Source organism: Croceicoccus sp. Ery15 (genome assembly GCF_020985305.1).
Classification (GTDB): Bacteria; Pseudomonadota; Alphaproteobacteria; order Sphingomonadales; family Sphingomonadaceae; genus Croceicoccus.
Genome location: NZ_CP087588.1, coordinates 179,257 through 198,640, shown reverse-complemented (window position 1 = coordinate 198,640; position 19,384 = coordinate 179,257). Strand labels below are relative to the sequence as shown.

Annotated in this window: 17 protein-coding genes and 1 pseudogene; 6 read left to right on the top strand and 12 right to left on the bottom strand. The window is 60.4% G+C overall.

Features of this window, described 5'->3' with window-relative positions:
• The first annotated feature begins 285 nt into the window (after positions 1-285).
• Complete coding sequence (locus tag LOZ77_RS01050) at positions 286-930, top strand: S24 family peptidase (RefSeq protein WP_230280444.1); 645 nt, start codon at positions 286-288, stop codon at positions 928-930.
• On the opposite strand, the gene LOZ77_RS01045 is transcribed toward LOZ77_RS01050, so the two are convergent.
• Positions 927-2,153: an AAA family ATPase gene (locus tag LOZ77_RS01045; RefSeq protein ID WP_230280443.1), complete on the bottom strand. Its 1,227-nt coding sequence runs from the start codon at positions 2,151-2,153 to the stop codon at positions 927-929. The genes LOZ77_RS01050 and LOZ77_RS01045 overlap by 4 nt on opposite strands.
• A 127-nt stretch (positions 2,154-2,280) precedes the next feature.
• Here LOZ77_RS01045 and istA point away from each other — a divergent pair, with 127 nt between their 5' ends.
• Complete coding sequence (istA, locus tag LOZ77_RS01040) at positions 2,281-3,771, top strand: IS21 family transposase (RefSeq protein WP_081261070.1); 1,491 nt, start codon at positions 2,281-2,283, stop codon at positions 3,769-3,771.
• Positions 3,768-4,535 carry an IS21-like element helper ATPase IstB gene (gene istB, locus LOZ77_RS01035; RefSeq protein WP_048578302.1) on the top strand — a complete coding sequence of 256 codons (768 nt, stop codon included), beginning with the start codon at positions 3,768-3,770 and terminating at the stop codon, positions 4,533-4,535. Before istA ends, istB begins: the two co-directional genes overlap by 4 nt.
• Before the next feature lie 71 nt (positions 4,536-4,606).
• On the opposite strand, the gene LOZ77_RS01030 is transcribed toward istB, so the two are convergent.
• The 4 genes from LOZ77_RS01030 to LOZ77_RS01015 form a co-directional block, all read right to left on the bottom strand.
• Complete coding sequence (locus tag LOZ77_RS01030; protein ID WP_230280442.1) at positions 4,607-5,572, bottom strand: DUF2493 domain-containing protein; 966 nt, start codon at positions 5,570-5,572, stop codon at positions 4,607-4,609.
• A gap of 300 nt (positions 5,573-5,872) precedes the next feature.
• Positions 5,873-6,295 carry a hypothetical protein gene (locus LOZ77_RS01025; RefSeq protein ID WP_230281945.1) on the bottom strand — a complete coding sequence of 141 codons (423 nt, stop codon included), beginning with the start codon at positions 6,293-6,295 and terminating at the stop codon, positions 5,873-5,875.
• A gap of 11 nt (positions 6,296-6,306) precedes the next feature.
• Positions 6,307-7,248, bottom strand: a complete 942-nt coding sequence (locus LOZ77_RS01020) for an ArdC family protein (protein ID WP_230280441.1) — start codon at positions 7,246-7,248, stop codon at positions 6,307-6,309.
• 155 nt (positions 7,249-7,403) lie between these two features.
• The gene (locus LOZ77_RS01015) at positions 7,404-9,392 is read right to left on the bottom strand and encodes a ParB/RepB/Spo0J family partition protein (RefSeq protein WP_230280440.1); all 1,989 of its coding nucleotides are present in this window, start codon (positions 9,390-9,392) and stop codon (positions 7,404-7,406) included.
• Between the two features lie 465 nt (positions 9,393-9,857).
• Between LOZ77_RS01015 and LOZ77_RS01010 the strand changes: the two genes are divergently transcribed.
• Positions 9,858-10,630, top strand: a protein-coding gene (locus LOZ77_RS01010) for an IS5 family transposase (RefSeq protein WP_156170621.1) whose coding sequence is annotated in 2 segments (ribosomal slippage) — positions 9,858-10,176 and positions 10,176-10,630 — 774 coding nt in all. Because the reading frame shifts where the segments join, the coding sequence is not laid out codon by codon here.
• Between the two features lie 36 nt (positions 10,631-10,666).
• Here LOZ77_RS01010 and LOZ77_RS01005 read toward each other — a convergent pair.
• The 4 genes from LOZ77_RS01005 to LOZ77_RS00990 all read right to left on the bottom strand — a co-directional run bounded on the left by LOZ77_RS01005 (position 10,667) and on the right by LOZ77_RS00990 (position 15,135).
• A complete protein-coding gene (locus LOZ77_RS01005) occupies positions 10,667-12,124 on the bottom strand; it encodes a hypothetical protein (protein ID WP_127692224.1) in 1,458 nt (485 codons plus the stop codon).
• On the bottom strand, positions 12,121-12,735 hold the full coding sequence (locus LOZ77_RS01000; protein ID WP_230280439.1) for a hypothetical protein: 615 nt from the start codon (positions 12,733-12,735) through the stop codon (positions 12,121-12,123). Before LOZ77_RS01000 ends, LOZ77_RS01005 begins: the two co-directional genes overlap by 4 nt.
• A 195-nt stretch (positions 12,736-12,930) precedes the next feature.
• A complete protein-coding gene (locus LOZ77_RS00995; protein ID WP_230279774.1) occupies positions 12,931-14,280 on the bottom strand; it encodes an IS1380 family transposase in 1,350 nt (449 codons plus the stop codon).
• A gap of 99 nt (positions 14,281-14,379) precedes the next feature.
• Positions 14,380-15,135 carry a DUF4365 domain-containing protein gene (locus tag LOZ77_RS00990; RefSeq protein ID WP_230280438.1) on the bottom strand — a complete coding sequence of 252 codons (756 nt, stop codon included), beginning with the start codon at positions 15,133-15,135 and terminating at the stop codon, positions 14,380-14,382.
• Positions 15,136-15,359: 224 nt separating this feature from the next.
• Here LOZ77_RS00990 and LOZ77_RS00985 point away from each other — a divergent pair, with 224 nt between their 5' ends.
• Both LOZ77_RS00985 and LOZ77_RS00980 read left to right on the top strand, forming a co-directional pair.
• On the top strand, positions 15,360-15,545 hold the full coding sequence (locus tag LOZ77_RS00985; RefSeq protein WP_007013849.1) for a hypothetical protein: 186 nt from the start codon (positions 15,360-15,362) through the stop codon (positions 15,543-15,545).
• 53 nt (positions 15,546-15,598) lie between these two features.
• Complete coding sequence (locus tag LOZ77_RS00980) at positions 15,599-16,369, top strand: hypothetical protein (RefSeq protein ID WP_230280437.1); 771 nt, start codon at positions 15,599-15,601, stop codon at positions 16,367-16,369.
• 105 nt (positions 16,370-16,474) lie between these two features.
• On the opposite strand, the gene LOZ77_RS00975 is transcribed toward LOZ77_RS00980, so the two are convergent.
• From LOZ77_RS00975 to LOZ77_RS00965, 3 genes and pseudogenes are all read right to left on the bottom strand, one after another.
• Complete coding sequence (locus LOZ77_RS00975; protein WP_230280436.1) at positions 16,475-17,194, bottom strand: RES family NAD+ phosphorylase; 720 nt, start codon at positions 17,192-17,194, stop codon at positions 16,475-16,477.
• A complete protein-coding gene (locus LOZ77_RS00970) occupies positions 17,191-17,604 on the bottom strand; it encodes an MbcA/ParS/Xre antitoxin family protein (protein ID WP_127692237.1) in 414 nt (137 codons plus the stop codon). The genes LOZ77_RS00975 and LOZ77_RS00970 overlap by 4 nt, the downstream gene beginning before the upstream one ends.
• A gap of 60 nt (positions 17,605-17,664) precedes the next feature.
• Positions 17,665-19,280: pseudogene (locus tag LOZ77_RS00965) on the bottom strand (strawberry notch C-terminal domain-containing protein).
• Positions 19,281-19,384: the final 104 nt, after the last annotated feature.

Here is a 19,384-nt window from a genome sequence, read left to right as displayed (position 1 = left end):
CCCGCTCAACAGTCACCCGTCAAATATTGCGACACACGTTGCCGCGTCTTGAGCCTCGGTCGCCGCCCGGCGCGAAGGTCCTGCACGAAACGAGGGTCTGCGACGACCGTTCTCCCGAAGGTACTCGCCCGCATTCCGGTGTGCGCCATGTAGGTTTCAATCTGCTCCAAAAGCTCCATCGACCTCGACTCACTTTCTGCTTGCGTTCTTAATTTGTTCTTAATAGGAAGGGTTCCTATAGTCTAGGACAGAAATTCCTAGACTGACGCAACAGGACCAACAGCGATGGACGATGCGCGTAGAGCTCTGGACGAACTGATCCAGCAAAGAGGCTGCAACTATTCTTCGGTTTCCCGGCTCCTGGGACGCAATGCGGCCTATATCCAGCAGTACATCCGGCGCGGCAGCCCCCGGCAATTGGACGAGCAGGATCGCGCGGTTCTGGCGCGCTTCTTCGGGGTGGACGAGAAAGTCCTCGGCGCGCCCGAGCGTCGCGCAGGCCCAGTGGTCGAACTGGTCCATGTGCCCATTCTCGATGTCGAGGCCTCGGCGGGACACGGCGCGCTCGCCGAGATGGAAGCCAAATGTGCCCAGTTCGGGTTCGACGAGAACTGGCTGCGCCGGCTGACGGCGAGCAAGGCAAGCAGCCTTTCGATCATCGCCGTGCATGGCGATTCCATGGCGCCGACGCTGGCCAATGGCGACGAGGTCATGGTCGATTTGAGCGACGGCCAGGCCCGGCTGCGCGACGGAATCTATGTCCTGCGCATGGACGATATGCTGAGCGTCAAGCGGGTCGCGATCGAGCCGCAGGGTAAGCGCGTCTCGGTGCTGAGCGACAATCCCGCCTATCCCAGCTGGCGCGGGCTGGAGAAGCGCACAATCAATATCGTGGGCCGCGTGCTCTGGTTCGGCCGCGCATTGCGCTAGATCCCGATTTCGAAGGGCTTGGTGATCGAGCGGTCGAGTTCGGGCGGCTCGCGGGCGGGTGCTTGCGACGGATCGGGCGTCCTTCCCTTGGCCTGACCGGTGGCTGCGGCATGGCGCAGCAGGTCGACCGTCTCGAGCGCCGAGCGCTTCATGCCCGGATTGCGCTCGACTGCGGCTTCGAGCCTGTCGGCATTGTCGACAAACAGGGTGAGGCCGTCGCGTAGACGGGTTATCGTCACGAGAAATGTCTGCTGATTCGCGAGATTGCGTTCGCGGCTGTCCATGACGGCGATCCCGCGGTCGGAGGTCAGGCCCTGCGCCATATGCGCGTTGAGCGCATAGGCGAGATCAAGCCGCTCAAGCATGGGATCCTTTAGCCCCAGCTGGTGTTCGACACCGAGCGAGGTTTTCACTGTCACCGATTTCCCATCGACCGCCACGATGCGCGCCTGATCGGCATTCAAGAGCCCGCGCTTTTGATCGGTCGCGGTCCAGCGAATGCGATCGCCGTCATGGATTTCGAGAGGGCGAAGCTCGAAAACCCGCAGGGAATCCTGCTCGCCTTGCGGGCGCATCTGACCCGGCCGGAATTCAATGCGTTTGCCCTTCCCGTTCTGCAGGGTCACGCGTTCGCGGGAAGGATCGGTCGTGATCACCTCATAGCGGCCTTTCTGAAGCCCCTGCGCCCGTTGCCGGCGATCGACTTCGAGCACCATGCCGGCCGCATAGCTGCGCGCATAGCGCATTTCCTCGCGCGTCAGATTGACGCGCGAAAGGACATTCAGCCGCATCGAACCCGGCCCCAATTCTCCATTGGCTTTGAGTCCGGTCTGGACCGCTTCGTTGACCTGTCCGCGCAAGTTGCGACCCGATGCATAGATCGCGGTTACCTCGCGCTCGGCCGGCGATAGCGAGAGCCATGCCGCCGCAGCATCGACGGCAGCTGCATTACCCGACGCAACGACATGTGGCCCGAGATGCCGCAAGGCTTTATCAATATGTCCGCCTTGCGCTGCATATTGCGCATCGCGCAGCGCTCTTTCTCGGGCGCGCAGATTGGTGCTCATGATCGCGGTTTCAACACCAGCCTTCTGCATGACGTCGAAGGGTTTGCCCGCATCGACAGCGCCCAATTGCTTCCTGTCGCCGATGCTGGCGAAGCGGTCTAGCTGAAGCAGGTTCGCAAGCCGCACGAGCTTTTCCTTGTCGGCATTGCCGACCATCGAGTGAGAACGGCGGTGCAAAATTAGACCACGGTAGCGGCGGCGAAGTGCTGCTGCGGGCGGCGTAAAAGTCGTCCACTTTTTCCCTTTTCGCGATGCTGGCGAGGAGGGATGAGGGATTTACACCGTGGAACTTTACCTGAAGGTTCGTCTTGCCTGCGCGGGCGGCATGAGCGCCCGGGCGGCAGCGAAGCATTTCAACATATCGCGCGACACGGTCCGCAAGATGCTGTCGTATTCCGAGCCGCCCGGTTACCGTCGCAGCGCCCCGGTGCGGCGACCGAAGCTGGAAGCGTTCATACCGATCATCGACGGCTGGCTGGATGGGGACCGGTCGGTCCCGCGCAAGCAGCGCCATACGGCGAAGCGTGTGTTCGATCGCCTTCGCGAAGAGCATGGCTTCACCGGAGGCTACACGATCATCAAGGATTACATCCGGGATCGGGATCAGCGCAGCCGGGAGATGTTCGTGCCGCTGGCACACGCACCCGGCCATGGGCAGGCAGATTTTGGAGAAGCTCTGGTCGAGATCGGCGGGGTGGAGCAGAAGGCGCACTTCTTCGTGCTCGATCTGCCGCACAGCGACGCCTGCTACGTACGCGCCTATCCGGCTGCCGTTGCCGAGGCCTGGATGGACGGCCATGTCCACGCCTTTGCGTTCTTCGGCGCGGTGCCGCTGTCGATCGTCTACGACAACGACCGCTGCCTGGTCTCGAAGATCCTGCCTGACGGGACGCGGCTGCGCGCGAGGCTGTTCAGCGCCTTCCTGTCGCACTACCTGATCCGTGATCGTTACGGCCGCCCCGGCAAGGGTAACGATAAGGGCGGCGTTGAAGGCCTTGTCGGCTATTGCCGGCGCAACTTCATGGTGCCGATCCCCCGGTTCCCGACATGGGAGGCGTTCAACCTGTGGCTCGAGGAGCAATGCCGCAAACGGCAGAACGACCGGCTGCGGGGCGAGAGTGAGACGATTGGCGAGAGGCTGCGGCGCGATCTGGCGGCGATGCAGGAACTGCCGGCTTCCCCCTTCGAGGCCTGTGACCAGACCAGCGGCCAGGTCTCATCGCAGGCGCTGGTGCGTTACCGGACCAACGATTACTCGGTGCCGGTGCGCTTCGGCCACCAGGAGGTGTGGATCAGGGGCTATGTCGACGAGGTGGTGATCGGTTGCCGGGGCGAGATCATTGCCCGCCATGTGCGCAGCTACGAGCGCGAGGATGTGATCTTCGATCCGATCCATTACCTTCCCCTGATCGAACAGAAGATCAATGCCCTCGATCAGGCCGCACCATTGCAGGGCTGGGACCTGCCCGAGGTATTTACAACGCTGCGCCGGCTGATGGAGACGCGCATGGGCAAGCATGGCCGGCGCGAATATGTGCAGGTACTGCGCCTGCTGGAGAGCTTCGCTCTGGCCGATCTGCATGGCGCGGTGAAGCAGGCCCTTGATATGGGCGCGATCGGCTTCGATGCGGTGAAGCATCTCCTGTTATGCCGGGTGGAGCGCCGCCCGCCCCGACTGGACATGGCGATCTATCCCTACCTGCCCAGGGCCAGAGTGGAGACAACATCGGCGCGCTCGTACATGCGGCTGTTGACCGGCGGAGCAGCGGCATGAGCAGCCAAGCTCCCGAACTGCTGCTCGCCAGCCACCTCAAGACGCTCAAGCTGCCAACCTTCCTGCGCGAGCATGACAAGCTGGCCCGGCAATGCGCAGCAGAGGGCGTAGATCATGTCCGCTACCTTGCTCGGCTTGTCGAACTGGAACTGATCGACCGGGAACGCCGGATGGTCGAGCGCCGGATCAAGGCCGCGCGGTTCCCGGCCGCCAAGAGCCTCGACAGCTTCGACTTTGCCGCCATTCCGAAGCTCAACAAGATGCAGGTGCTCGAACTGGCGCGTTGTGACTGGATTACCCGTCGCGAGAACGTCATCGCCCTTGGCCCGTCGGGGACCGGCAAGACCCATGTCGCGATCGGTCTTGGCCTGGCGGCCTGCCAGAAGGGCCTGACGGTCGGGTTCATCACTGCTTCCGCGCTGGTCAGCGAGATGATGGAGGCACGCGACGAACGCCGCCTACTGCGCTTACACAAGCAGATGACCGGCTATAAGCTTCTCATCATCGATGAGCTGGGGTTCGTGCCCCTCTCCAAAACCGGCGCGGAACTGCTGTTCGAGCTGATCTCACAGCGCTACGAACGCGGCTCGACGCTGATCACCAGCAACCTGCCGTTCGACGAATGGACCGAGACGTTCGGTTCCGAGCGCCTGACAGGCGCGCTCCTCGACCGGCTCACCCACCACGTCAGCATCCTCGAGATGAACGGCGAGAGCTATCGCCTGGCCCAGAGCCAGGCACGCAAAGCACGTCCCAACCCCTGACAGAAACGGCAATCCGGGTGTTGGCGACCCCCGCTCGGGCTACGCCCTCCCGGCGCTCGCCAACACCCGGATCAAGTGGCCTGGTTTTGCTCCGCCCAATGGACGACTTTTACGCCGCCGTTGACAGGACCGCGGCGATCTACGACGGTAATCCGACGGGATTTCGCTTCGATGACGAGGCGCTCCAGGACCCCGTTTCCGGGAAAGGCGACGACATAACGGGGGTCAAGCGAGAGCATACGCTCATTGCGCTTGAAGCCTGCGCGTGCCCCCAGGCGCATGTCGAGGGAGAAGCTGATTTGCGGGATGTTGCGTCGTTCCGCCCAAGAAGATGCCAGACGGTCAACGCCCTTGGTATCACCGCCGTGGACAAGAACCATGTCAGGAACCCGGTCGTGAACCTTGTCCAGAGTAGCCCAGACGTTGTTGGCGAAAGTGAGAGCGTCCTGCTCGTTTGGATGGCGTGTGCGGCCACCGGCAAAGATCACCGGCGTACCTTCTGGCATGGCGGCGCGGCGCTTGGCTTCGGACCGGGCTCGGACGAACTCGCGGCCCTCCACAAGCGCGGAAGTCAGCATGGCGCTGTGATTGAAGCGCGAACTCGACACGGGCTTCCACGAGGAGCCGAATTCGTTGAGATAGAGGGCAGCGGCCACTTCGCGCATCTCTTCGAGAGCGATCATGGCCCCTTCGGCACACTGCGCACGCTCAACCTGGGTCTCGAGTTCATGGGTGTGAATTTCGGATCCATCGGCAGTGGCCAGGAGCGCTCGGACTTCGTCGGTTGCGCGGTCGACGACGGTCGATTTGCGGGTCGCGGAACGGTGGAAGATGTTGACGAACGCCCAGCCGAGGTCCTCGGCATCGGCCTCCAGCGCAGTCCCAGAGACCATCGCAAAAAGATCGGACCAGACCGCTTCGAGAGTATGGACGACCGCATCGTGGACCGGAAAATCATTGGTGGAAACCGGGGCAGGACCAATCGAAAAACCGGAAAGATCGAGGCCGGCAAGTTGGTCAGAAAATGATGAGTGCATGGGTATTGTCCTCCTGACTGGCGTGAGGCTGACGCACCCGCTCATGGCTGCGCCAGCGAGAGCCCGTCAGGGCCAGCTTGAGGCAGTCTCCGCACCCGACAGGGGAAACCCGCTTGGGCAGGCTGGCGCGGGCAGGCCAACGGCCCACAGGGCCGGGCCAACTCGGGCCTGCGCAAGCCGGGTTGCGGAAGACTGGCGGCTGGCCCAGGGCCTCTCTCGCATGGCTTCAGACCATGAGTGCACCTGAAGGCTTCGTCAGGGAGAACAGGCACCTCGGCACGATCAAAGTGACTGGCGCATTCAGGCCACCCGTTTTGCGTAGACGCCCTCACCGTTCGACATGTGACCGAGGCAGACGTAGTCGCCGAACAACGCTTCAAAGCGCGAGGCGATCTGGGACAGCCAGCGTTGTGCTCTGGGCGATCTGGCCGTGCGCCAATCGGCATCCCAATAGGCGCCATCGTCGCGCTCGACGATCCATACCGCAACCAGGCCGGCGTAAACCGACACGCCGAAATCCGCATAGGCATTGCGCATGAGGATACGGTCTTCGCGGCTTCGCCAACCGTCGTGCGCGATCAGGGAAGGGAATGCCTGCCCTGCGCGCTCGCGCAAATCCTCGCGGAGCCATTCATATTCGAAGTCCCAGTCGTCGTCGTTTTCGACTTCGAGCACGGTGAAGGCGACAATGGCCCCGCTGGGATAGCTGACCGATCGGCCCATGATGCCCTCCTTCAAGCGGCCAGCGCAGCGTCGTCAGACGCTTCGTCAATATCATCGGCAGAGATCCGTCCTCCGAGTCTGAGCAAAAGCCTTGATGCTTCCTCAGCCTTCGCGGCAGCGGTGAGAATGGCACGGTCATCCTGCTTCAGGAGCTTGAGCCAATGCTCGATATAGCTCGCATGGCTATCCAGGTGTGTGACTGGCAGACCGAGTTCAGCGCCAAGCATGGCGCTCGAAAGTTCGGCAATGAGTTCCTCGGCAGCGTAAGCTGCAGAGCCAAATCGATTCTTGAGATTACGGTCGAGGCGGCTGGCATGACCGGTCCAATGCGATAGCTCGTGCGCGAGCGTCGCGTAATAGTGGTCGAAGCCCGAGAAGAGATGCGCGGGCGGCATTGTCACCCGGTCAGCTACCGGCTCATAATAGGCTTCGTCGCCCTGATGACGCAGGACGGCCGGAATACTGGCAAAGAATGAGTCGAGTTCAGCCTGACGGCCCTCGGGCTCCACCACCTCAAGCGTCGCGGCGGGATGGAAACGTTCCGGAAGACCTTCGACCTGATCAGCATTGAAAACCGGATAGGCCTTCAACACGCGACGGCTTTCGTCGGTTTTTTCGCCGGTGTCGGGTGCTTCTACTTCCTTGGTGTAGCTCTTGTAGAAGATGGCGATGGTGGATTTTTCACCCTTGCGCACCTGTGCGCCCAGTTCTTTGGCCTGATTGTAGGTCATCCAGAACGGCGAGGCGTAACCGCACATGTCGGCAACCATCCAGAGCCAGAATACATTCATGCCGCGATAAGGGATGCCGCACGCCCGCAATGGGCGCGAGACTGGCACACCGCGCCATGGCTTGATCCAGGGCTTCGTGCCGGACTCGAGGCGGGCGATGATTTCCTGGGTGATACGGGTAGCAGGCGACACTGCGCCGCTTTGTCCCTTGCGATAGGCCATGTTGGATCTCCTGAAATGGCCTGACGACAGTTCCGTCGGTCAGTGCCGGAGATCCCGGAGCCCCCTCCGCTCTCTTTCCATGAAGGAAGCGGCCCCCCGGCATGTGCCGGAGGACCGCTTCACCGTGGCGAGCAGCCGTTCCTGTCAGGAGGAGGTCAGGCGGCCAGCTCGCTCGGGGGCTGATTGTCGTCGTTGGCGACGAAATCCGCGTCGGGACTTTGCGCATCGTTGTCGGCAGGAATTTCCGGCTGGTCGGCAAAGCGCATGACTTCAGGCACCCAGGCGAGGGCCCTTTCCCGAACTTCGACCTCGGTGATGTAGGTCCCCGCGAAGACGCGCTCGGCGCTCATCGCAAGATCGCCCTTTTTCACCGATGCGAAGCGTGAGGACAGTTCCAAACCGCCAACATCGGTGAGCGCATCAAGGATGACCTGCTTTGAGACGCGGTCGAAGTAGTTTGCCGCGGTCGGACGCCACCATTGCGACATGTCAATGCCGATCGTGCTGCCCAGATGATCCTGAAACGTGATCTGACGTTCGCCTGCCATGTTGAGACTCGCCTCGAGCGTGCGAGCGACGACGAAGCCGAGCCATGCTGCGCGGCTTTCATCGGCGAGTGCCCGAAACATCTTGAAGCGCGACGAAGCGTCTTCGCCAGATCGCCAGCTCTCATCGAGACCAGAGCGCAGGTCCGCAAGGGATGCGCTTGCCGGCGCATCCTTCGCTTCGAACCCGACAATCGGACCCGCAGGGACGCCGCCACGCAGGGTCGTGGCCGCGCGCGACCGCCAGTCGTGGGTGTCGGCATCCGCGAGGGTGAAGACCATGATGTCAAGCGAAAGGCCGGGATCCGAGGCCACGTGGAGCGCGAGCACGTCACGACGTTGCATCGCAAGTTCGTCGACCAGGCGCTTGGAAAGCGCTGCACGGCGTTTGCCATCACTGCCGACACTCGCAACGACTTCGACGACATCTTCGTCACCAACGACTTCGATGTCGCGCTCGCCGTAGAACACCGGCTGGAGAACCGGTGTGCCGTCGCGCGAGAGAACGAGGATCATTCCGGCATCGGCCTTCAGTTCGGGTGCCAGCTCCGGGGGCTTTGCCCGAATGTCCTGGCATTCGCGCTCGATCGCTTCGATCGTCGCCTCGGCCGCAGCAATTGCTTCTTCGGCGCTGTCTTCGTCCTCAAGAATGGCCGCATGCTCGTCGTACGAGGCATCGAGCTCGTCAAGGCGGGCCAGTTCGGCGTCAGTCAACGGAGCCGGCTCGGCTGGAAGTCGAATGAGGCCTTCGACGAGATCGTGACTGGCATAGGCGTCAAGCGTCGGCTTGACCCAGGCAAGACCCTGTTCTGCTGCGAGCGCCTTGGCGCGCTTTTCCATCTCCTCCGCGGCGAGCGTTTCCAGAAGCGCGACATCGACCCAGGACTCGCTGTCATCGTCGTCGAAGAGTTCGCGTTCGATCCGGCCACCTGCAGCGATATAGGCTTCGCGACCGACAAGGCGGGCCCGAGCATCGTTGCCGCGAACCGTGCCGGAGAGCACCATGCGCCGGATACTGTCGGCGCTGGGCGCATAATAGCCCGAAGACGCCTGTTCATAGACGCGAGCCTGAATTTCCTGGTCGGAGGTCGCGCCGAAAGCTTTGGCGAGATCGAGAGTGATTTCGCCGGCCGCCAGTGCATCGAAGACGACGGGTGCAAGGGTGGCGAGACGCAGACGGCCTTCAACGAAGCGGACCGTCAGTCCGAACCGGCGCGCGACGTCCTCCGTCGATGCACCTGCCTCGATCAGGGCAGCGAACGCCTGCGCTTCGTCGGCCGGGTTCATCGCGAGGCGATGGAAGTTTTCGGCCAGGCTCGTTTCGACTGCGATTTCCGCATCGTCCTCAAGCACGAGGCAGGTAACCTCGTAGCCCTTCGGCAGGACTTTCTCTTCGGCAAGCGCCAGCAGGGCGCAGCGGCGGCGCTCTCCGGCTTCGACCTCGAATTTGCCACGAGCCGCAGGCCGAACGATGAGGTTCTGCAACAGCCCATGGGCTGCAATGCTCGCTTTCAGTTCGGAATCTGCGGCTGGGTCACCGTGACGGCGCACATTGCGAGGGGACTGGACCAACTTGGCCAGCGGGATCGACTTGATCATGGAACATACTCCTGAATATGAGCACGGGCATCGACCTTCGACGCCCATTCGGCTCAAACAGAAGCAAGCCCCCTTCCCTCTCTATGACCGCGGGTGGGCCGATTGCGGTCGGCCCGTAATTGAGAGCGAAATGCCAGAAAGCTCACGTCGACGGGCGTGTGCGTTTCCTCCCTTCACCACGGGAGGTTCGAACTGAGGACGGCTCACAACGACGTGCCGCACGCGGCGACCAGGAAGAACGCGCGCTTATCCTGCCCACCCGGGCAGACCGGACACGCATGGAATTGCGGGCCGAACGCAGCCGTCTAGCGGATGACCTGCTCGCACTCCTCCGGCGAAAATACGTAAACTGAGACATGGCGAGGGAGAATGAAGGGTAGATGTCAGACAGCTAGGCCGTAAACTCATAAACTGACTTGCGCGGCGCGGGCGCGGTTGATTCAAGGCTTCGGGAAGGAGCTTTGGATGACGCGTCGTAGATTTGAACTGACCGATGATGAGTGGCTGGTGATCGAGCCGTTGTTGCCGAACAAGCCTCGCGGGGTTCCGCGTGTGGATGACCGGCGGGTCATCGACGGGATATTGTGGCGCTTTCGCACGGGCAGTCCTTGGGCTGATATTCCCGAGCGCTATGGCCCACATACCACCTGCTACAACCGTTTCGTGCGCTGGCGCAAAGCCGGTGTGTGGGACCGCCTTCTCGAAGCGGTGAGCCAAGCCTTCGACGGCGAGTTGGTCATGATCGACAGTTCTTCCATCCGGGTCCACCAGCACGGTGCGACCCTAAAAAGGGGGACCCAAATCGCTGCATGGGACGTTCCCGGGGCGGTTTGACAACCAAGATCCATGCCCTGGTTGATGGTCGCGGCCTGCCGATCCAACTGCATCTGTCCGAAGGCCAGGCGAGCGATTGCCGTGAGGCCGAGAGGCTGCTGGCCGCCGTGCCGAACGCCACCACCTTTCTCGCCGATAAGGCTTATGACAGCGATGCCATTCGCAGTCAGATCACCGCGCAGGGTGGCTTCGCCAACATCCCAGTCAAGCGCAATCGTCGCAAAGGCTTCGCGTTCAGCAGCTTCCTGTATCGCTACCGTAATCTGGTCGAGCGTTTCTTCGGGAAACTCAAAAACGCCAGAGGCTTGGCCACCAGATACGACAAACGAAGCGATAACTTCCTCGCTGCCATCAAGCTCTTCTGCACACGCCTATGGATCGCCGCTAATGAGTCTACGCCCTAGTAACGAATTGGCCGCAGCCCCAACTCGTGCCAGCCTTCACATGTAATAGCGAAAGTCGGGCTGATCTCGCTCGGCATAGCTAACGTGCTTCAAAACCCGTCCGACTTCCCGCGCTGCTCGGATGGGGATGGGAAGTGCGTGATCGAATTGGGTCGAGTTCCAATTCATCTTGGTTAAGGCAAGGATTTCGGTAGCTATTTCGTCCAGCGAGGTTTCACATTCATAGGGCCGAAGCTGTAGTGCGTTGGGCATTCGTGCGCCCGGGTAGGTGCCGTAGTATGGGACGCTACCCCGCGTGTAGAGGATGCCGTCGTTTCCAATGCGGACGAAGCTCCCCCTGAGCGCGGGGTAATCACCTTCCCGGAAGAGGGCTACATGGCCACCTTCCGATACCCAAACCATATCAGTCATGGCGACGCGCATCTCTTCGATAGCTTCTGCGAAGCCACGAGATTCGCTATTCTCGAAGCGGGACGTCTTCAGAATGACGATCCGGGCCGGCATCGTGCGGTGATGCTCAAAATAAGTCTCAAGCGAGCGCTTGACGAGATCGCAAGCATCTGCGCGGGCCAGATAGGGGTGCTTTCCTGGCCGATCAGTACGAGCCCTCGCTCCGCGAAGGATCAGCCCTTTACCCCGCTCGTCAAACATCTGAGCGGTGCTTGTCCAAAGCCGATGGCCGTCCAGGTCCCGATAAAATCCGATACCAAGATAGCATGTTTCATATCCGTCGGATTTGGGTAGACGCCACGGCACGCGACCGGCCTTGTAGAAAATCGCGTTGAGCAGGTTCCAAGCCCGCGTAGCTGGGCCTTGCACCTTGCGCTCAGTGGTTTTCATCTTCCTGGAAAGCTTGAAGGCGTCATCCCAGACCGAAGGCCAAGCAATCTGCGTCGGCACGCTAAGGCTCAACGCCTTTGCCTTGAACAGATCACGGAAATTGAGCTCGGTAGGGCCGGCTTCCTCCTCATCATCGTCATCATCATCTTCGGACACGATGCTACGTGCGTTGACCACCTTTTCGATCAGAACTTTCGGTAGGGCGATGACGATCACCTCGGGACGCGAAGTGCCCTCAAGCAAAATGCGCGCCTGCACGATCAGCAGATCGACAGCGGCGCGAACCGCTTCCTCGTGGTTCCTTATCGCAACAATCCTCTTTATCTCGGATTGAAGAACCGTCTGGCAGGCTTCCCGAGGCACTTCGAAGCGGCAGCGAAAGGGGTTCTGGTTTCCAAGCCCGGGGAAATCTGGATGCAAATTCCCCAGTTTTTCATTGTCGCTCGGGATACCTTGCATCGCGCGGTCGATGTATTTGGCAAACCCATCGACCGTATCAGATGTGCCTACCACTCCGATCCGAATCAGGTCGCCAGGCTTTGGCTGCAGAGGGCCGTGGCGCATCAATCCGACACGCGGGTCGAGGAACAGGCCGCCATCCCCAAATTCGAGATCTGGCTCGGGAATACAGCGAGTTTCGAATGTGAATGTCACACGCCTACTCCCAACTCCCCCTGTGTGGACTCATCGTCCTGAACCTTCATCCGTTTGGCGTTCGGATCTGTTTCGGACCAAGCGTTCTCAGGAACGGCCGCTTCCATGGCTACGGGTTCAACGACGTTGAATGTCAGAACCGGGCTGACTTCCTCGGCTTCTTGAAAAAGATCGAACTTCGCGTGCGGCTGAAGATCAATTCCTGAAAGCAGAAAACGGAACATCATCATCTGTCCGCGTATCGATCCGTTACGATCGAGCCTCTTCTTCCCAGCAAGGAGATCGGAGGCGAACCTATGAGCGCGGAAACCGTCTTCGGTGAAAACAAAGGTAGGGGAAATCGATAGAAACCAATTGCTCCCGATTTGTTGGAAGCGAGGTGAGAAAGCGTGGTGGCGAAGGTAGTTGACCTGTCCTTTGCGTTTTCCCTTCTTGTAGTCATAAACTTGGACGACCGTCGCGGATGTCGTTTCGCGCAGGGATCGATAGAAATATCGCCTCGGCTGATACCTCTCTTCGGCCTTGAAATAGAAGAGCCGGGCTTTTCGGTCGAAAGCGAGGATATCCGAGAACTGTTCGGCCATTGTCCGGCGCAGCAGTTCGATCATCATCACCGCATCATCATGATCATCGCTAACCCGTCCTATTCATGAGGCTACCGCTTCGTGTTGTTCGGACGGCGATGTGGCGGTGCCTGATTGATCAAGGCGCACGCCTCCACCGGCGTTTTTCACCGCGGCAGGAGCAATGGGCTTTTCGAGGTTGATGGACTGGGGCTCAGGGGTTCGGCGGCACCGCCGCTCTTGCTATGTGGGCGCTGGTCGCAGACTGGTGGTGATGGCCTTGAACACACCGGCATCCGGGCAAGCCGAAGCGAAGGCGACGCGGATACGCGTGGCGGTTTCGATGACGCGGGCAGCGACCTTGAGCAGGCGCAGGCGCAGCGTGGCGAACTCGGCGGTGGCGAGTGCGGTGGCTCTTGGGATTTCCTGCTGGATTCGCCACAGGAGCCAGTATGCGGCGGTGTGCAGGATGAGGCGCATCTGGTTGGCGCCCGCCGAGCGGCACGAGGTGCGATCGCTGGCGAGCTGGCTCTTGTGGCGCTTGATCAGGTTCTCGGCCTGACCGCGGGCGCAGTACAGCGTGTCGTAGATGTGCTCGGCCGAGCCTTCGGTCAGCGAGGTGACGACATAGCGGATGTCCATGCCCATCGTACTGGCCTCGATCCGGGCGACGACGCGGCGCTGGCACTTCCAGCTTTTGGCCCCGTAGCGGGTCTCGGCATAGGTGCGCAGGACCGGGTACTGGCGCTGAGCGCGTTTGACCGCACAGGCATCGGCGGCAACGACGATTTCGGGATGGGCACGCAGCACGGCGTTGGTCGGCAGACCAAATACGTAATCGACGCCGGTCGCCTCGCACAACGTCATGACCTCGGGCCGCCCATAGTGCCCGTCGCCGCGGATGGTGATGTGGGTATCGGGCCAGTGCCGCCGAAGATGGCGCACCAGGCGCCGAATGTGTCCGGCAGCCTCGGCGCCCGACGGTGTCTTGCCGGCGCGCAGCAGCATTGCCACCGGCCGACCGGTGGCGGTGTCGTAGACATGAATCGGCAGGAAGCAGCGCTCCCCGTGATGACCGTTCCAGAACGAGAGTTGCTGATAGCCGTGCACGACATCACAGGTGTCATCGATATCCAGCGTCACCGCCGCCGGCGCGGCGGGATAGCTGGCGCAGTAGATGTCGATCATCGCGGCCATCATCCTGGCCAACTCGCGCGTAGTCGGCGCATTTTCCCACCGGCTCATGGTCGGTTGGCTCGCAAGCCCCACGCCCGATCCCGGCAGCTTGCCCAGCGCCAGGCGGAAGCCCGGATCGTCGCGCAGAGCGTCGAGATCATCGGCGTCCTCATAGCCACAGCTGATCGCAAAGATGCGGGCGCGCAGGATATCGTCGAGGTGATGCACCACTCTGCCCGGGTCACGCGGATCGGAAATGCAGGCTGCAAGCCGCTGGCAGATCCCCATCGCTCGTTCGGCCTGTGCCAGCAGCAACACGCCGCCATCCGAGGTAAGCCGGCCGCCGTCGAAAGCGGCTGTGACTTTCTTGCGGCCGACTGCTGGGAATCCAAATGCGCTTGCGATATCGTTGTTCATGCGGGGGTGACCTGTGGCATTTTCTGCCCTGCGGCAGGTTCGGCTTAGACACCCAGTTCCTAATTCAGATCAGAGGCTTAGGCCACTCCCGCTAACCCTTTAGGACCGGTTTGGTGAATACGACGGGCTAATCGACACGTCTTCCGTATCGACTTCCTCGACCGTGTCGATATCGACAATCGCTTCGAGCGGTGTACTTTTGGGATTGCGAAAGGACAGAAAACGGCGGCCGCGAATAACCCAGTCGAAGTGATGGCCGTCAGCGCGCAATAACTCCGGAACCGCGTCACGGCCCGAGGCAAAAGGACTTTCGCCAACGAAGATCGATGAAGGCAGTCCGACGTGCATCAGATTTAGATGCGCTTGCTCGCCCACTCGAAGCGATGGGAGGAATGTGCCATCCTTACCGCGGCGGACTGCCATTGCGGCCAGGCGCTCGATCGAGCTGGAATCGAGGCGATCTCGATCCTTGCGAAATTTGAGGCGCCGTTCATTGCCTTCCTCTCCAGCCTCAACGTCGCGCCAATAGAGTGATCCGTCTTCCTGTCGGTAGAGGATCAGTGCGACAGGGAGACTGCAACGCTTCCAATAATCGATATCCTGCTGGCGAACGCTGTATTCAAACTCGTCGTCACTTTCGCCGACATATTTGGTGGACTTCGTCGTCTTCACTTGAACTGCGACGGTGAGACCGGTCATGGAGCGCGTAACGGGATCTCGAAATTCGATCGTCCCATCGATGCCCGTTTCCAGGCGCCCACGGCCTTCGAAAACGTGGCCGAGCTCAAGAATCTTGCTTTTGACTACGGTTTCGCCCAACTCGCCAGTCAGCTGGTTGTCCGTGAGAGTCTTCATCGAAGGCGCGGCCATGAGAACATATCAAGAATATACGGTGCCGAGGCCTTCGTAGCAAGTTCTTGAAAACGCGTTTCCCCCGCTAGGTAGGAGTGGCGCCAAGGCCGCTTTCAATGCTGTGACGCGAAAGAGAGATCTGAGGTAGGAAAAGGGAACGAGGGCAGAATTAAACAGTTCATTGACTGGTAACCTTCCGCAGAATATATCAACTAACGGAGAAAACCATGCAGCAGGCTTGCTACTACAGCCCGGCGGAACGCCAGCAGGAGAAGGAGCGTCAACGCGCTTCCGACGCCGACGACCTGCGTTCTGGCCGTATTTCGCGCGACGAGATGCGTGCCCGCAATGGTTTTTTCTCCTCGCTGGACATCGTCGAATCGTCGATCATCTGCGAAGAGGCTTTCGCCTGAATCAAGCAGTTCTACCTGCCAAGATCGTCTATGATCTAGCAAGCATCCTGAAATTGAGTGACGATGCCTTCATCGTCGGAGGCCAAGCGCTCAACCTGTGGGCAGAGCGCTACAGCCATGTAGCCGAGCTCGATGCCTACGGGCCCTACACATCCAAAGATATTGACTACTTTGGTCAGCGCGAAGCCGCAGAAAAGCTTGCAAACGCTCTTGGTGGTTCCGTTGCCATCCCCGACACCGACAACCACACACCGCAGACGGCCATAGTGCATGCTGAGATCGATGGGCACCCGATTGAAATCGATTTTCTCTGGCATGTCATGGGCGTCGATGGCGCCAAGCTAAAGAAGCAAGCCATCCAGATAAGAATGAATGTCAGGATGACTGAAGGGACGGCTGAGCTCCATGTCCCAATAATGCATCCCTTTCATTGCCTGCAAAGCCGCCTAGCCAACGTTGTCCAGCTCAAAAGGGAAACCGACCTGACCCTTAATCAGCTCAACGCTTCACCAATTGTTCTGCGCGAATTTCTTCTCGAGCAATTAGATAATGGCCAAAGCAAGCACGTTACAGGCGTTCTTCAAGCCCTCTATGATTACCTTTCGAGCGACATCGTAGGCCGCAAGGCGCACAAGCACATGCGCAACGATCCTTCAGCGGTCCTCGATACATTCCAAAATGACGAGCGCCTTGACGAACGCTGGCGTGAAAAATCTCTGCATTCCATGCGAGCTTCGTTAGCCAGAAAGCGCACGGCATGGGGCATAATGACCGAGCGAATTAAAGAAGCATTCAACCGAAAGCGCGAGAACGCCCGATCTTGAGCCAATTTGATGTCAGCTTTCAAGGCCAAGTGCAGGTTATTTGATACACCTTTGAGGGGCGCAAAGCTGCCGGAGTCGCCGCAGCGCAAGCCGGATGTTGGATCTTCAGTCAGTGTCCACCACTCGAAACACGGCACCTGTTCCCGCGTCTCGAACCAGATCGACACCCGTTCCATCCCAGTGGTAGTCGAGGTGACGTCCCTGAGTGGGGTCGGATGCACAATCCGGGTAGAACAATCCGACACACTCACCACCCGAATGCCGGATGCTCGGATAGACAACACCTTCGGCCCCGTCCCCTTTGAGCGCAACAGCGAGAGCTTGCGATGCAGCATAGTTGTCGGGATCAAGCGCGGGATCGCCTGCGGCAAGGCTCCTGAGATCGTGAAAATCGGCGCTTACCGAAAGGATGATCTCACGGAACTGTGAGGTCCAGCCTGGCGCTTCTACAGTGCGAGCCATGAAGCGGGCATGGTGATGGATTGTCTCGAACAGCGCAGTTTCGAATGTATCCCCCGCGTATAGGACGCCGTAGGTCCCATCGGTGAAGCGACTAGGTCGGTCGGTGCTGACATGCGTGAACGGGGCCATCAGATAGGATGCGCCGTTGCCCCCTACCCGGCGGTCAGCAGGTACCAGATCGAGATTGCCGATCGTCGCCATAATGCGAGGATTGGTTTTTTGCTCGGCAGAGATCAGCAGTGGCCAATCTGCGGGGTCTGCGATATCTTCGAACAGGTCGATCGGTGGAAAGGCACTGCGGATAATTCGTACCGCACCTTTCCACTCGACCTGGGCAACCGGAATCGCCTTGGGATCAATCACCAGGCACCACGTTCGGCATCAAGATAGCGACGCACCCGCATGATATCGGTCAGCTCGCCGCCAAGCATGACGTCGAGCGCACTCGCTCCGGCAAAGGCGGCGTTGCCTGCCTTGATCCAGGCGTAGCCACGCGGAGCTTCTGAAAAGATGATCCTCAGCGCCTTGTGGATACCCATCAGGTTGGAGAGCCGCGCCGCGCCATCGCGCGAGACACGGCCTGCACCCTCAGCCTTCCACCGCCGGTAGGAGCGAACAGGCATGTCGAGCAAAGTCGCGGCTTGTTCGTCGGTTAGTTCCCATTTCCCAAACAGGTTCAGCACGGCGCGAAACATCGCCGATGCTTCCTCCTGGGTTACAGGATCGGGCCGAAAGGCATGGGGGACGGTATCAACGGGTTGCAGTGCCAACATAAGCATTCTCCATATGGCATCATATATAACTTTGGATGCCAATTGGCAAGATAACGATTCTCATCCCACAAGTCGCGCCAAGACCGCTACTGCGCTCGTCGTCGGGACGAAAAGTCGCGTTTGATAGCGTATGATCTCGGTGAAGCACCCATGTGTCTTGTACCAGTCGAGGCGCGACACCGACCAACCAGCCAGTTCGAGCCGCTGCGCGCCATTGACGAGGCTGCGCTTGAGCGTAAGCGCTTCGCGGCTTTTGATTTGCATCGGTCGCCCTGTCCCGAGCACCGCATCGACGATTTGCTCTGCCGAAAAGGCATGTTCGTCTTCGAGCCCAAGCGCCTGGCAAAGTTCGGGCACGCAATGGAGGGGAACCTCCCGGCCTAACAGCGAGCGTCCATCTCGCGCCGAAATCCGGCTGACCCGAACATAGTCGGAAGGGAGTTTGTCCCACACCGGAAGCAGCAGGCCGGTTGCAAGATGCAGGCGCTCGCGCTTGTGATTTGAGGCGGCGTCATCGACCTCCACCTGCCACAGGCGGCGAAATTCGGTTGGATCCACCGTTTCCCAGCTGCTCTCCGCGAGTTGATCGGCGGTGATGTGCCCATGCTTCAAGGGACGGACAAGCTCGAAGCGGGCCACACGCATACCGTCGTCGGTGAGCAGACTGCGCGCCGGGACGAGCAGGCCGATCCGGCCTGAGCGCGCATTACGCAGAAACTGCTGACGCGAGCCCGAAAAGCCGTAGAGCTCCTCGAGCCGCTCGAGACGCAAAGGCTTGAGCGCGCGGGCACCTCGAAATGCTCGACCGCAATGGTTTCGACCCCGATGTCGAGCGTGCCCGCCTGGCGTGCAGCGTCGATCCGCGCTTCGACGAGGCCAAGAAACTCGTCAAATATCCCGTTTTGCAGAGCAATCGGTAGAGCGAGGATGCGATTGAGCCAGCGCTGGATTGTTGGCAGGTCATCGACCATCGCGCCATCGGGCCCTTCGATCCTGAGCCCGGTCAGTTCCTCAAACCGAGAAAGCGTAACGGCTTCCAGCTTGCCCGCGAACAACAGGCCGAACCAGCGGTGAAGCGCCTCCTTGGCGTAGGTGCTCTCGAGATTGTCGGCAGGATCGAAGAGGTTCTGCCCACCTGTCTGGCGCTGCCCTCGGGTCAGTGCCCCGAGGCTGTCGAGCCGCCGTGCAATGGTCGATATAAACCGGCGTTCGCCGCGCACATCGGTCGTCACCGGGCGGAACAGCGGGGCAGATGCCTGATTGGTACGGTTGGTACGGCCAAGGCCCTGAATTGCGGCATCGGCCCGCCAGCCCGGCTCAAGCAGAAAGTGAATCCGGCGCATCTGGTTCTTTGCCGCAAGGTCGGCATGATAACTGCGGCCGGTGCCACCGGCATCGGAGAAAACCAGAATTCGCTTGGTCCCGTCCATGAAGTCTCGCGTTTCGGCGACATTGGCGCGTGGAGAGCGCGACTGGAGTACTTGGCGCCCATCGTGTCCAACAATCAGGCGGCGGGTACGGCCCGTGACTTCGGCGACCTGATCGACACCGAACCGTTCGATAATTGCATCGAGCGCCGTCGCGATCGGCGGCAAGGCACAGAGCTGCTCGATCATGCGATCGCGCGCGGCAAGCGCCGAACGGCACAGAACAGGAGCACCATTCTCATCACTCATCGGTTCAGACCGGGCATTGCCATTTTCGTCCGTAAACACGGCCATCAACCGAACCGGAAAGCTCTTGGTGAGGTAATCGACCACGTATTCTTTGCAGTCGCAGT

Coding starts and splice junctions, on each gene's coding strand:
- LOZ77_RS01025 (WP_230281945.1), bottom strand. CDS start 6,295: ATGGGCCGATCGGTCAGCTATCCCAGCGGGGCCATTGTCGCCTTCACC.
- LOZ77_RS01000 (WP_230280439.1), bottom strand. CDS start 12,735: ATGATGATCGAACTGCTGCGCCGGACAATGGCCGAACAGTTCTCGGAT.
- LOZ77_RS01050 (WP_230280444.1), top strand. CDS start 286: ATGGACGATGCGCGTAGAGCTCTGGACGAACTGATCCAGCAAAGAGGC.
- LOZ77_RS01015 (WP_230280440.1), bottom strand. CDS start 9,392: ATGATCAAGTCGATCCCGCTGGCCAAGTTGGTCCAGTCCCCTCGCAAT.
- LOZ77_RS00990 (WP_230280438.1), bottom strand. CDS start 15,135: ATGAAGACTCTCACGGACAACCAGCTGACTGGCGAGTTGGGCGAAACC.
- LOZ77_RS00995 (WP_230279774.1), bottom strand. CDS start 14,280: ATGAACAACGATATCGCAAGCGCATTTGGATTCCCAGCAGTCGGCCGC.
- LOZ77_RS00970 (WP_127692237.1), bottom strand. CDS start 17,604: ATGTTGGCACTGCAACCCGTTGATACCGTCCCCCATGCCTTTCGGCCC.
- LOZ77_RS01045 (WP_230280443.1), bottom strand. CDS start 2,153: ATGGTCGGCAATGCCGACAAGGAAAAGCTCGTGCGGCTTGCGAACCTG.
- istB (WP_048578302.1), top strand. CDS start 3,768: ATGAGCAGCCAAGCTCCCGAACTGCTGCTCGCCAGCCACCTCAAGACG.
- LOZ77_RS01020 (WP_230280441.1), bottom strand. CDS start 7,248: ATGGCCTATCGCAAGGGACAAAGCGGCGCAGTGTCGCCTGCTACCCGT.
- LOZ77_RS01030 (WP_230280442.1), bottom strand. CDS start 5,572: ATGCACTCATCATTTTCTGACCAACTTGCCGGCCTCGATCTTTCCGGT.
- LOZ77_RS00985 (WP_007013849.1), top strand. CDS start 15,360: ATGCAGCAGGCTTGCTACTACAGCCCGGCGGAACGCCAGCAGGAGAAG.